The following is a 13,112-nucleotide window of genomic DNA, read 5'->3' as shown; positions in this document are numbered from 1 at the left end:
CGGCCAGCTGCTCGGCGCTGACCAGGCCCTCCCCCCCCATGTTGCGGATGGCGGCCTTGGCGTTCTCGATGTCGCGCTTGCGCTGCCGGTCGCGTTCGCGGGCAGCGGGATCGGGCCGGCCCGGGAAGTCGCCGAGCAGCTCGGCGGCCTCGTCGAGCAGCGGCACGTCCGAGACGGTGAACGGCGCCGAACGGTCGCGCTGGAGGGCGGCGCGCTGCGCGTCGGTCCACCGCGGAGTCAGCTCCGCGAGCCACGCCGGACGTGCGTACAGGTCCTGCAGGAGCTTCTGCGGGGTGAGCGGGAGCCAGGCCGTGTTGAGCAGGACGCGGATGTCGTACGAGGTGCGCAGGTCCTCCCGCAGCACCTTCAGATCCGCGTCGTCGAGCGTGGAGCCGGACGCGCGCAGCTGGGCGGCGAGCTGGTCCGTCAGCTCGGCGAGCGCGTGCTTGACGAACGTGACGCGCGCGACGTTGTGCGGCTTGCCGGAGCGCTGGGCCTTGGCGATGGCGCGCTGGATGAGATCGGGCTGCACCACGAGGCGCTCGTTGTCGACGACCACGGTCTGGGGCTCGTCGGGCGCCTTCTGCCGGGAGCGCACGGCCCGCGAGAGCAGCCGCGCCATCTGCGCCGAGCCCTTCAGGCGCGCGGCCTCGGCCTCGTCGTCCGTCGTCGCCTCCACCCCCGGGAACAGCTCGCCGAGCGTCTGCAGCACGACGCCGGTCTCGCCGAGGGAGGGCAGCACGGCCTCGATGTAGCGCAGGAACGCGGTCGACGGGCCCACCACGAGCACACCGGACGACCCCAGCCGCTGCCGGTTCGCGTAGAGCAGGAAGGCGGCGCGGTGCAGCGCGACGGCGGTCTTGCCGGTGCCGGGGCCGCCCTGCACGACGAGCGCGCCACGCAGGTCGGAGCGGATGATGCGGTCCTGCTCGGCCTGGATGGTCGCGACGATGTCGCCCATGCGGCCGGTGCGCTGCGCGCTCAGGGCGGCGAGGAGGGCGCCCTCGCCCTGCACGCTCTCCCCCGCCTCGCGGTCGCCGGAGAGCAGGGCCTCGTCGAAGACCTCGTCGTCGATCCGGACGACCTCCCGGCCGGTCATGGTGAGGTGGCGACGTGCGCGCACGCCCATCCGCTCGTTCGCGGTCGCCTGGTAGAACGCGCCGGCCTGCTGCGCACGCCAATCGACCAGCAGGGAGCGCTGGTCGTCGTCGCGCAGACCGATGCGGCCGATGTACCGGTGGGCGGAGCCGTCGACGGGCTCCTCCAGCAGCAGGCGGCCGAAGACCAGGCGGGCGTCCACGTCGCGCAGCTGGATGAGCTGATCCTCATACAGCCGGGCGAACGCGTCCCGTTCGCTGCGGGCCTGGTGGTTGCCGCCGACCGATTCGCGGCGCACGCGGGTCAGCCGATCCGCCGTCTCGGCGCGGAGCGCGTCCAGACGCTCGTACAGGCCCTCGACGACCGCGCGTTCGCGATCGAGTTCCGATTCGTGCACCCGATGACCGCCTCTCGATTCCGGGCCGAAAGTCTACGACCTCCACCCGGGACTGCGCTCTCAGCCAGACACGGTAGGATGGAGTCACTGCGAGCCATCCGACGGCTCCTGCGTCGTAGAACGCACCGCGCAAGCGACGGGCCCCGCCCCGCCTGCGCCACTTTCTCACGGCGAACGAAACGTGCATCCCGCACCTTCGCCACTACGTCCCGTGCGTCCGACAACCCGCGCCGGGGCCTTATGCCCGAAAGGCACCAGTGACCACCACGACCTTCGCCGATCTCGGCGTGCCCGCTCCCCTCGTCGCCGTTCTCGCGGCCGACGGCAAGACCGAGGCGTTCCCCATCCAGGCCGACACCCTCCCCGACACCCTGTCGGGCCGCGACGTGCTCGGACGCGGCAAGACCGGCTCCGGCAAGACCATCGCGTTCAGCCTCCCCCTCGTCGCCCGTCTCTCCGACGGCGCGCCGAGCCGCGGCCGCAGCAGCCGCCCGCGCGGCCTCGTGCTCGCCCCGACCCGCGAGCTCGCCACGCAGATCGCCGCGACCCTCAAGCCGCTCGCCGACTCGGCCGGCCTCGCCATCACCACGATCTTCGGCGGCGTCTCGCAGAGCCGTCAGGTCTCGGCGCTGCGCGCCGGCGTCGACATCGTCGTCGCCTGCCCCGGCCGCCTCGACGACCTGATGAAGCAGGGCGAGATCTCGCTCGACCGGATCGAGATCACCGTGCTCGACGAGGCCGACCACATGGCCGACCTCGGCTTCCTGCCCGTCGTCACGCGCATCATGGACAAGACGCCCACCGGCGGCCAGCGCATGCTGTTCTCCGCCACGCTCGACAACGGCGTGGACAAGCTCGTGAAGCGGTTCCTGCAGAACGAGGCGATGCACTCCGTCGACGAGGCCACCAGCCACGTCGCGGCGATGACCCACCACGTCTTCGAGGTGCGGGACGCCGACGCCAAGAAGGACCTCGTGACGGCCCTGGCCTCGGGCCGCGGCCGCCGCATCCTCTTCACCCGCACGAAGCACCAGGCCAAGCGCCTCGCCAAGCAGCTCACCTCGTCGGGCGTGCCCGCGGTCGACCTGCACGGCAACCTGTCCCAGCCCGCCCGCGACCGCAACCTGGCCGCGTTCGGCTCGGGCGAGGTGCGCGTGCTCGTCGCCACCGACGTCGCCGCGCGCGGCGTGCACGTGGACGACGTCGAGCTCGTCGTGCACGTGGACCCGCCGGCGGAGCACAAGGCGTACCTCCACCGCTCCGGCCGCACCGCGCGTGCGGGCAGCGCGGGCGACGTGGTCACCGTCATGCTCACCGAGCAGGCCGGCGACGTGAAGGTCCTCCTGCGCAACGCCGCCATCACCGTGACCCCGCAGAAGGTCACCGCCGACTCCCCCGCCGTCACCGACCTCGTCGGCGAGCGGGCCGAGCGCATCGCCCCCGCCGACGCCCCCGCGGCGTCGGGTGGCGGACGCCAGGGCGGCGCACCGGCCGGCGGCGGACGCTCCGGCGCGCAGAAGTCGGGCGGCCAGCGCCGCACGCAGGCGCCTTCCGGCGAGTCGGCCGGCGGCGGCGGTCGCCGTCGCCGCGGACGCGGGAACGGCTCGGCCGGTGACGGCGCGGGCGCGGTCGCGGGTCAGCAGCGCGACGGTCAGCAGGGCGGCCAGGGGCGTCGCCGCGGCGGCCAGGGCGGCCAGGGCCAGAACGGCCAGGGCGGTCAGGGTCGCGGCGGTCAGTCCGGCAACGGCTCGCACGGCGGTCGCGGACGCGACGCGGTCGACGGCGGCCGTCACGGCACCGAGCGTTCGTCGGCGAAGCAGTCGCCGTCGCGCGGTGGCGACAACCGTCGCTCCGGCGGGCAGATCCGCATGGGCGACCTGGTCAACGGCAGCACCAGCCGGGGCCTCGGCTCGCGCCGCGCGCGCGGCTGAGCCCGGCACCCGGCACTCCACGCAGAGCGGGGTCGCGACACGCCATCCGGTCATCACGACCGGGGCGCGTCGCGGCCCCGCTCTCGTTCGTCTCCGGCCGCTTCGGCCGCTACGCGGGCCGCGGCTCCGCGGCCCGCTGTCCGGCCATCGCCTCCAGGCCCGCCACGAGCACGTCGACCAGACGGTCGAACGTGCGATCCAGGTCGTCCGGGAGGCCGAATCCGCCACCCAGCTCCAGACTGACGAAGCCGTGGAGGGAGCTGCGCAGGATGCGGATCGCATCCACGTTCGAGTCGTCCGGCAGCCCGAAGGCGCGGAGGGCGGCCGAGAGCACCCGCAGGGTCTCCTCCGCCCGGGAGGCGAGCTCGGCGTCCGCCGGGTCGGCGAGGTCCGGTGCGATCTGCGTGGCGGCGTACCGGCCGGGATGCACGCGCGCGTAGCCGCGGATGGCGACGGCCGCCGCACGCACCGCGTCCACGCCCGACCGCCCGATGGTGGCCGCCGCGAGCGTGCGGGTGAGCTCGGACACGGCCTCCGTCGCGACCAGCCGACGCAGGTCGTCGAGGGAGGAGACGTGCTTGTAGAGGCTCGGCACCGCGACGCCCGCACGCGCGGCGACGGCAGCGAGGGTGAGGCGGTCGAAGCCGTTCACCCCGCCCTCGTCGACGAGGTCGAGCGCGACGGCGGTGACCGCGGAGCGGCTGAGGCCGGCCCTAGGCACGCGCGCCCGCCCATCCCGCCGCGCGGCGCTCCTGCAGGAACTCCAGAGTGGCCGGGACGGTGACGTCCGGGCGCTGCGCGTGCGGATAGTGGGCGGCGTCGGAGACGCGGACGACGCGGGCGCCGAGCGACTCGATCCAGTCGGCCTCCGCCGCCGCGTCGGGGAAGTCGGGATCGAACTCGCCGACGAAGGCGATCATCGGCGCCTGCACCTGGGGCAGGCGCGGCTCGACGACGGAGTGCGTCAGCTGCAGGGCGAGCCGCCGGAAATCGCGCAGCCGCCCGGGCTCGCGCAGGTTCGCACGGATGGCGGCGACGTGCTCGTCGAGCCACGGCGCCGCGTGCCCTTTGTTGAGGGGCTTCTTGTAGTAGCCGGCCCAGAATGCGGCGCCCCACGGGCGGGCCAGGACGACGCCGAACAGCGCCTTCTGGAACGCGGCGGTCGCCCGGCTCGCGGCGGGATCGCGCAGCAGCGGCCCGTAGAGCGCCAGCCCCGCGATCGCGTCGGGCCGCTCGGCCGCGGCCCAGGCGGCGGCCGCCGCGCCCATGGAGTTGCCCAGCACGACCGCCGGGCCGCCGAGCTCGTCGATCAGCGCGATCAGATCCTCACCCGTCGCGATGTCGCCGAACGTGCGGAATCCGGTGTCCGAGTCCCCGTGCGAACGGAGGTCGGTGACGGCCACGCGGTAGCCGGCCTGGACCAGGGGTCCGAGCAGCTCGCGGTAGCTGGAGCGCAGGTCGCCCATCCCCGGGACGGCGACCACGAGCGGGCCGGAGCCCTCGACAGTGTAGCTGATGCGTCCCTCGGGGCGCTGCAGGAAGTGGACCTGCGAGGCGATGGAAGTGTTCATAGCCGTAAAGCTAATGCCATTAGCCACGGAGCGCAAGAGCTGATTCCGTGGTCGCGGCTTCCGCGGGCCTCAGCGGGCTTCAGCGGGCTCGGCGGCGCTCAGCTGCGCCCCGTGCCCCTCAGCGGCGCTCAGCGGACCTCGCCGGCGAGCGGGACCGGGTACTCCTCGCCGGGGAGCGGGACCGGGTACTCCTCGCCGCTGTCGGCGGAGATGCTGACGTCGCTCCAGGCCCGCGCCTCCTCCAGCTGCCGCTCGGAGTAGTCGATCGCCATGGCCTGCGCCGTGCGGCCGAGGAGCAGATGCGATGGCTGCTCGTCCGCGTGCGCCACCCGCACCAGGATCTCGGCCGCGCGCACCGGGTCGCCGGCCATGACGCGCGTGCCGCGCATCGCGCCCATCGCACCGACCGTCTGCTCGTAGTCGGCGGGGATGTCGTCCACACCCATGGATGACCCGGCCCAGTCGGTCGCGAACCCGCTGGGCTCGACGACCATCACCCGCACGCCGAACGGGGCCGTCTCCGCGGCGAGCACGCGACTGAAGCCGTCGACGGCGAACTTCGCCGCCTGGTAGGAGCCGATGCCCGGCGACCCGCCGACCCGGCCGCCGACCGACGAGAACTGCACGACGAGGCCGCCTCCCTGCTCGCGGAGCAGCGGGATGGCCGCGGTCGAGACGGTGTAGACGCCCCAGAAGTTGGTCTCGAACTGGGTGCGGAAATCGGCGGGGGAACCCGTCTCGATCGGAGCGACATTGGCGTAGCCCGCGTTATTGACCAGCACGTCGATGCGGCCGAAGCGGTCGCGGGCGGCGGCGAGCGCGGACGCGGCTGCGGCGGGATCGGTGACGTCGAGGGGCAGGGCGACGACGCGGTCCGCGCCGTACTCGGCGACGAGGTCGGCGAGCTGCTCGGGGGTGCGCGCCGTGGCGGCGACGCGGTCGCCGTGGCGCAGGGCGGCCTCGGCGAGGGCGCGGCCGAAGCCACGCGACGAACCGGTGATGAACCAGGTGAACTCAGTCATGCGAGTTAGTACAACACTGTTTCGTTAATAACGCAACCTCGTTGCGCTAGGATGGCACCATGACGACGGCACCGTTCGAGCGAGCGCGCTCCGCCGATGCCAAGCTGGCGCGCGAGGAGGCGATCCTGGCCGCCGCGCGCGCGGAGGCGGAACGCCGCGGCACCCGGGAGGTCACCCTCACCGACATCGCCGACGCCGTCGGCATGCACAAGTCCGGGCTGCTGCGGTACTTCGAGACCCGGGAGCAGATCTTCCTGCGCCTCACCGCGGAGGAGTGGCGGTCGTGGGCGGGCTGGCTCCTGCCGCTGCTGTCGTCGTGGCGCACCGCGTCGCCGCTGCGTCTCGCGTCGGCGCTCAGCGACACGCTCGTGGCTCGCCCGCTGTTCTGCGACCTCCTGGCCCACACCCCGCTCAACCTCGAACGGAACGTGTCGGTCGAGACGGTACGCGACTTCAAGCTCGACGTGCACGTGCACGTGGAGGCCATCGCCGGCGAACTGCGGCGCCTGCGGCCGGGACTCACCGAACTGCAGGCGATCGACGTGATCGCCACCGCGACGAGCATGGCCGGCGCCCAGTGGCAGATGGCGACGCCCGGGCCGGAGCTGGAGGCCGTCTACCGCAGCGACCCGCGGCTCCGCCACGCGATCGTCGAGGTCGGCCCACGGCTCACCCGGGTGCTCACCGCGCTGCTGGCGGGCATGGACGCGGACGCCTGAACGGACGTCCGCGCGCGGAGGCTACGGCGCGACGCACCCCACCGACGCCATGGCGGTCTTGACCAGGGCGCCCCGGCCGCCCTCCATCTCTTCGGCGACCGTCGGCGACACGGCCTCCTCCGGCGTCATCCAGGTGAGCTCGAGCGCATCCTGACGCGGCTCGCAGGTGCCGGTGACGGGGACGACATAGGCCAGCGACACGGCGTGCTGACGCTCGTCGGTGTAGGCGGTGACCCCCGGCATCGGGAAGTACTCCGCCACCTGGAACGGCACGGGGCTCGCCGGCAGCAGGGGGAACGCCATCGGGCCGAGGTCCTTCTCGAGGTGCCGGAACAGCGCCTCCCGCAGGGTCTCCCCGTACATGACGCGCCCCGAGACGAGCGTGCGCGTCATCTCCCCCATCGCGTTGGCGCGCAGCAGGATGCCGACCTGCGTCACTTGGCCGAGCCCGTCGACGCGCACCGGCACCGCCTCGACGTAGAGCAGCGGAAGCCGGCGCCGGATCTGCTCCAGCTCGATGTCGCTCAGCCAGGCCGGGCCGGGCTGGCCGCCGTTGCCCGGCAGCGGATCGGGGGTCGGATCGGGATCCGGGGTGCGCACGCTCATGGGTCGATAGTACGGAACGCACGCCCGCACGGCCTCCCGGACCCGAGGATCTGTGGACAAGCGGCACGCGATCGGGGGCTGTGAAGCGATTCGGCAGGGGGACAGAATGGTCGGTGTGCCGATCCCCACACCCGACCTCCACATCGACCGCGATGCCGTGCTCTGGTCCGCCGGTGAGAAGGACCGGGAGGGCCGGCCCCTCCTGGTGCTCCTCCACGGCTACGCGTCGGACGAGGCGGACCTCTTCGGGATCGCCGCCTACCTGCCGCTGGAGCCGGTGATCGCGTCGCTGCGCGCCCCCATCCCCGAAGGCCCCGGCTTCGCCTGGTTCTCCCGCTTCACGAACGTGCCGAGCGATCCTCTCGCCGGCAACGCCGACGCCGCCGCCCGCGCCGTGCTCGCGTGGCTCGACGAGCAGCCGGCCGCCCCGACCGGCCTGCTCGGCTTCTCGCAGGGCGGCGCGATGGCGCTGCAGCTGCTGCGGCTCGCCCCGGAGCGCTTCGACTACGCCGTGCAGCTCTCGGGCTTCGTCGTGCAGGGCGCGCAGGAGGGCGACGCCGCACTCACGCGCGACCCCGTCCCCGTGTTCTGGGGGCGCGGGACGATGGACGACACCATCCCCGCCGCCTCCATCGACCGCACGGCCGCGTGGCTGCCCGGCCACTCGGCGCTCGACGCCCGCATCTACGAGGGCCTCGGCCACGGCATCTCCCCCCTGGAGCTCGGCGACATCTCCACCTTCATCCGCGCGCAGCTGCCCCGCTGACGCTCGCGCCTGCCCTTCCTGCCTCCCGACATCCGGGACGCGACCCGGGATACGGCCCGCGCCCCAAGAGCCGGCGAGATTTGGTACAAATCGCGGGAAACGGCGCGGCAAAGGCGACATTTGGCACAAATCGCGAGGGGCGGTGCGCGCCACGCGAGCCCACGAGATTCGGCTCGAGTAGTGGAAGGCGGCGCACCCCCACGAGAGCCGGCGAGATTTGGAACAAATCGCGGGAAACGGCGCGGCAAAGGCGACATTTGGCACAAATGTGGCGGAGGGGATCCGGGTGTCGGGGGTCGGGGGCAGGATGGAGGGGATGGGCGACGTGCTCGAGCGGTTCTCCCCCGCGACCCGTGAATGGTTCCGCGGGGCGTTCGCCGCGCCCACTCCCGCGCAAGAGGGAGCCTGGGAGGCGATCGCGCACGGCCGGCACGCCCTCGTCATCGCGCCGACCGGTTCGGGCAAGACGCTGGCGTCGTTCCTCTGGGCGATCGACCGGCTCGCGAGCGAGCAGCGGGCTCCCGACGCCCCGAAGGGCACGCGGGTCCTCTACATCTCGCCGCTGAAGGCGCTGGGTGTCGACGTGGAGCGCAACCTGCGCGCGCCGCTCGTGGGCGTGACGCAGACGGCGAAGCGGCTCGGGGCGGAGCCGCCGCATGTGACGGTCGGTGTGCGCTCGGGCGACACTCCGTCGTCCGACCGACGTGCGCTCGTGACGAACCCGCCGGACATCCTGATCACGACGCCCGAGTCGCTGTTCCTCATGCTGACCTCGCAGGCGCGCGAGACGCTGACGTCGGTCGAGACGGTGATCGTCGACGAGGTGCACGCCGTCGCGTCGACCAAGCGCGGGGCGCACCTCGCGCTGTCCCTGGAGCGCCTCGATGCGCTGCTGCCGAAGCCGGCGCAGCGGATCGGGCTCTCCGCGACGGTGCGGCCGCCCGAGGAGGTCGCGCGCTTCCTCGGCGGGCGCGGACCGGTGGAGGTCGTGGCGCCGCCGTCGGGCAAGCGGTTCGACCTGCGCGTGGTCGTGCCGGTCGAGGACATGAGCGAGCTCGGCACCTCCACCTTCGCCAGTGGCAACGACGACGGTTCGCCGCCGCAGGCCGGGTCGATCTGGCCGCACGTGGAGGAGGCGATCGTGGACCGGGTCGTCGAGCACCGCTCCTCGATCGTGTTCACGAACTCGCGACGGCTGGCCGAGCGGCTGACGGCGCGCCTCAACGAGATCTACGAGGAGCGCGTGCTGGGCGGCGAGCTCGACGCGGGAGCGCAACGGCGCCCGCCGGCCGAGCTGATGGGCGGTTCCGGGCAGACGCGCGGCGCGCAGGCCGTCGCGGACGACGCCGACGCCCTCGTGCTCGCGCGCGCGCACCACGGCTCGGTCAGCAAGGAGCAGCGCGCGCTCATCGAGGACGACCTCAAGACCGGGCGCCTGCGCTGCGTCGTGGCGACCTCCAGCCTGGAGCTGGGCATCGACATGGGCGCGGTCGACCTGGTCATCCAGGTGGAGGCCCCGCCGTCCGTCGCGAGCGGGCTGCAGCGCGTCGGCCGCGCCGGCCACCAGGTGGGCGAGGTGAGCCGCGGCGTCGTCTTCCCGAAGCATCGCGCCGACCTGATCCACTCGGCCGTCGCCACCGAGCGGATGACCGCGGGGCTGATCGAGACGCTCCGGGTTCCGGCGAACCCGCTCGACATCCTGGCCCAGCAGACCGTCGCGGCCTGCGCGCTCGAGCCGATCGACGCGGACGACTGGTTCGACATGGTGCGCCGCAGCGCACCGTTCGCGACGCTCCCCCGCAGCGCCTACGACGCGACGCTCGACCTGCTGGCCGGGCGCTATCCGTCCGACGAGTTCGCCGAACTGCGGCCGCGCGTGGTCTGGGACCGCGACACCGGCGCGATCACCGGGCGCCCGGGCGCGCAGCGACTCGCGGTGACGAGCGGCGGCACCATCCCGGACCGTGGCCTCTTCGGCGTCTACATGGTGGGCGAGAAGGCCAGCCGCGTCGGCGAGCTCGACGAGGAGATGGTCTACGAGTCACGTGTCGGCGACGTGTTCGCGCTCGGCTCGACCAGCTGGCGCATCCAGGAGATCACCCACGACCGCGTGCTGGTGACCCCCGCATTCGGCGAGCCGGGGCGCCTGCCGTTCTGGAAGGGCGACGGACTCGGCCGCCCGGTGGAGCTGGGGCGCGCGGTCGGCGCCTTCCAGCGCGAGCTGAGCACGGCCTCCCCCGCCGACGCCGAATTGCGCTGCGTGGAGGCGGGGCTCGACGCGTGGGCGACGAACAACCTCCTGTCGTTCCTCGCCGAGCAGAAGACGGCGACGGGTTATGTGCCGACCGACCGCACGCTGGTCGTCGAGCGGTTCCGCGACGAGCTCGGCGACTGGCGCGTCATCCTGCATTCCCCGTACGGCATGCAGATCCACTCGCCGTGGGCGCTGGCAGTGCAGGCGCGCGTGCGGGAGCGCTACGGGATCGACGCGGGCGCGATGGCCGCGGACGACGGCATCATCGTGCGTATTCCCGACACGGAATCCCAGCCTCCGGGCGGCGAGCTGTTCGTCTTCGACCCGCAGGAGCTCGACGAGCTGGTGACCAACGAGGTGGGCGGCTCCGCGCTGTTCGCCTCCCGCTTCCGCGAGTGCGCGGCCCGCGCCCTGCTGCTGCCCAAGTACAACCCGGGCAAGCGGTCGCCGCTCTGGCAGCAGCGGCAGAAGGCGTCGCAGCTGCTGGATGTGGCGCGCAAGTACCCGAGCTTCCCGATCATCCTCGAGACCATCCGCGAGTGCCTGCAGGATGTGTACGACCTCCCCGCGCTGGACGAGATCGCCAAGCAGATCGAGCAGCGGAGCATCCGGATCGTGGAGGCCGCGACCGAGATCGCCTCGCCGTTCGCGCGGTCGCTGCTCTTCGGCTACGTCGCGGCGTTCATGTACGAGGGCGACAGCCCGCTCGCCGAGCGCCGCGCCGCCGCGCTCTCGCTCGACACCGGGCTGCTGGCCGAACTGCTGGGCCGCGCCGAGCTGCGGGAGCTGCTCGACCCCGCGGTGATCGACCGGGTCGAGCTGCAGCTGCAGCGCCTCGACCCCGAGCGCCGCGTGCGGGGAGTGGAGGGCGTCGCCGACCTGCTGCGCCTGCTCGGACCGCTGAACGCCGAGGAGGTCGCGGCGCGTTCCGAGAGCGAGAGCCTCGCCGAGGCGTCCGCGCATCTGGCCGCGCTGGTCGACACGAAGCGCGCCCTCGCCGTGACGATCGCCGGCGTCGAGCGCTACTCCGCCATCGAGGACGCCAGCCGGTTGCGGGATGCGCTGGGCGTCCCCCTGCCGATCGGCGTGCCCGTCGCCTTCATCGAGCCCGTCGACGACCCGCTGGGCGACCTCGTCAGCCGCTTCGCGCGCACCCACGGGCCGTTCGAGACGTCGGACGTCGCGTCTCGGTTCGGCCTCGGCACCGCCATCGTGCACGACGCGCTGCGCCGGCTGGCGCACGACGGCCGCGTGGTCGAGGGCGAGTTCCGGCCGCACGCGCACGGCAGCGAGTGGAGCGACGCGGAGGTGCTCCGGCGGCTGCGGCGGATGTCGCTCGCCGCGCTGCGCCACGAGGTCGAGCCGGTCGACACCGCCACGTTCGCGCGGTTCCTGCCCGACTGGCAGCACGTCGGGTCGACGTTGCGCGGCGTGGATGCGGTGGCCTCGGTGATCGAGCAGCTCGCCGGGGCGCGCATCCCAGCGTCGGCGTGGGAGTCGCTGATCCTGCCGAGCCGCGTCGCGGACTACAGCCCGACCATGCTGGATGAGCTCACCGCGACCGGCGAGGTCATCTGGGCGGGCGACGGCTCGCTGCCCGGCTCGGACGGCTGGACGAGCCTCCACCTCGCCGACAGCGCCCCGCTCACCCTGGCGCCTCCGGGCGACCACGAGACCGACGAGCTGCAGCGCGGTGTGCTGGACGCGCTGGCGCGCGGCGGCGGCTTCTTCTTCCGCCAGCTGTCGGACGCGATGGGGGTCGCCGCCGGCGAGCCCGTCGACGACACCGCGCTGGTGACCGCCCTCTGGGATCTGGTGTGGGCGGGCCTCGTCACGAACGACACGCTCGCCCCGCTCCGCACGCTCACGGGCGGCGGCTCCGGTGCGCACAAGCGTCCACGGCAGCCGACCCGCGCCCGCATGTACCGCGGGCGCGCGGCGGTCCGGTCGGCGATGGTGACGCGGATGGGGCCGCCCACCGTCGCCGGGCGCTGGTCGCTGCTGCCCGAGCGCGACCTCGACTCCACAGTGCGCGCGCACGGGCAGGCCGAGACGCTGCTCGACCGCTACGGGGTGGTGACCCGCGGCTCGGTCATGAACGAGGGGACGCCGGGAGGTTTCGCCCTCGCCTACAAGGTGCTCAGCGGCTTCGAGGAGACCGGGCGCGCCCGGCGCGGATACTTCGTGGAGACCCTGGGCGCCGCGCAGTTCGCGACCGGCGCCACGGTGGACCGGCTGCGCGGCTTCACCCGTGACCCCCTGCAGGAGCGGGAGCACGCCGCGATCGCGCTGGCGGCGACCGATCCTGCCAACCCGTACGGCGCTGCGCTCCCGTGGCCGGCGGTGCCGGGCGAGGCCGGAACCGGGCACCGCCCCGGCCGCAAGGCGGGGGCGCTCGTCGTGCTCGTCGACGGCGAGCTGGCCCTGTACGTCGAGCGCGGCGGCAAGAGCCTGCTCTCCTTCGCCGACCCGGAGGATGCGGAGGCGACCGCGACTCTCGCCGCCGCCTCCCGGGCCCTCGCCGCGCTCGTCACGAGCCGGCGCGTCGACAAGCTCGCGGTCGAGACCGTGAACGGCGGCTTCGTCCTGGGCACGCCCACCGGTGACGCCCTGGCCGAGGCCGGCTTCCTGCCGATCCCGCGCGGGCTGCGGCTGCGCTCGTGAGGGGTGTGTTCGGGACGGCTGCGTTCGGGATGGCTGCGCCCGTGATGGCTGTGCCCGGGACCGCTGAGCCCGCGACCGCCGCGC

At 73.5% G+C, this 13,112-nt stretch carries 9 protein-coding genes; 4 read left to right on the top strand and 5 right to left on the bottom strand.

The features are described 5' to 3' along the window. Positions 1-1,495 (bottom strand): AAA family ATPase (locus tag BGO91_RS05190; RefSeq protein ID WP_290471807.1); only part of this gene is annotated, 1,495 nt, incomplete at its 3' end. A gap of 257 nt (positions 1,496-1,752) precedes the next feature. Between BGO91_RS05190 and BGO91_RS05185 the strand changes: the two genes are divergently transcribed. After that, positions 1,753-3,426, top strand: a complete 1,674-nt coding sequence (locus BGO91_RS05185) for a DEAD/DEAH box helicase (protein ID WP_290471806.1) — start codon at positions 1,753-1,755, stop codon at positions 3,424-3,426. A gap of 109 nt (positions 3,427-3,535) precedes the next feature. Here the strand turns inward: BGO91_RS05185 and BGO91_RS05180 are convergent, their stop codons facing one another. The 3 genes from BGO91_RS05180 to BGO91_RS05170 all read right to left on the bottom strand — a co-directional run bounded on the left by BGO91_RS05180 (position 3,536) and on the right by BGO91_RS05170 (position 6,019). Further along, the gene (locus BGO91_RS05180) at positions 3,536-4,147 is read right to left on the bottom strand and encodes a TetR/AcrR family transcriptional regulator (RefSeq protein WP_290471805.1); all 612 of its coding nucleotides are present in this window, start codon (positions 4,145-4,147) and stop codon (positions 3,536-3,538) included. After that, entirely contained in the window at positions 4,140-4,997 is an 858-nt protein-coding gene (locus BGO91_RS05175) for an alpha/beta hydrolase (protein ID WP_290471804.1), read from the bottom strand. The genes BGO91_RS05180 and BGO91_RS05175 overlap by 8 nt, the downstream gene beginning before the upstream one ends. 128 nt (positions 4,998-5,125) lie before the next feature. Next, on the bottom strand, positions 5,126-6,019 hold the full coding sequence (locus BGO91_RS05170; protein WP_290471803.1) for an SDR family NAD(P)-dependent oxidoreductase: 894 nt from the start codon (positions 6,017-6,019) through the stop codon (positions 5,126-5,128). A gap of 59 nt (positions 6,020-6,078) precedes the next feature. On the opposite strand from BGO91_RS05170, the gene BGO91_RS05165 reads away from it, so the two are divergent. After that, positions 6,079-6,738 (top strand): TetR family transcriptional regulator, encoded by a 660-nt coding sequence (locus BGO91_RS05165; protein WP_290471802.1) that lies wholly within the window; start codon positions 6,079-6,081, stop codon positions 6,736-6,738. 21 nt (positions 6,739-6,759) lie between these two features. On the opposite strand, the gene BGO91_RS05160 is transcribed toward BGO91_RS05165, so the two are convergent. Then, positions 6,760-7,344 (bottom strand): NUDIX hydrolase family protein, encoded by a 585-nt coding sequence (locus tag BGO91_RS05160; protein WP_290471801.1) that lies wholly within the window; start codon positions 7,342-7,344, stop codon positions 6,760-6,762. 115 nt (positions 7,345-7,459) lie between these two features. Here BGO91_RS05160 and BGO91_RS05155 point away from each other — a divergent pair, with 115 nt between their 5' ends. Continuing rightward, positions 7,460-8,110 (top strand): alpha/beta hydrolase-fold protein, encoded by a 651-nt coding sequence (locus BGO91_RS05155; protein WP_290471800.1) that lies wholly within the window; start codon positions 7,460-7,462, stop codon positions 8,108-8,110. A gap of 316 nt (positions 8,111-8,426) precedes the next feature. Continuing rightward, positions 8,427-13,028, top strand: a complete 4,602-nt coding sequence (locus BGO91_RS05150) for an ATP-dependent helicase (protein WP_290471799.1) — start codon at positions 8,427-8,429, stop codon at positions 13,026-13,028. Positions 13,029-13,112 lie beyond the last annotated feature (84 nt).

It is taken from the genome of Leifsonia sp. 71-9, assembly GCF_001898805.1.
GTDB lineage: Bacteria > Actinomycetota > Actinomycetes > Actinomycetales > Microbacteriaceae > Leifsonia.
The sequence above is the reverse complement of the archived record's forward strand: the minus strand, read 5'-3'. Positions and strand labels throughout refer to the sequence as shown.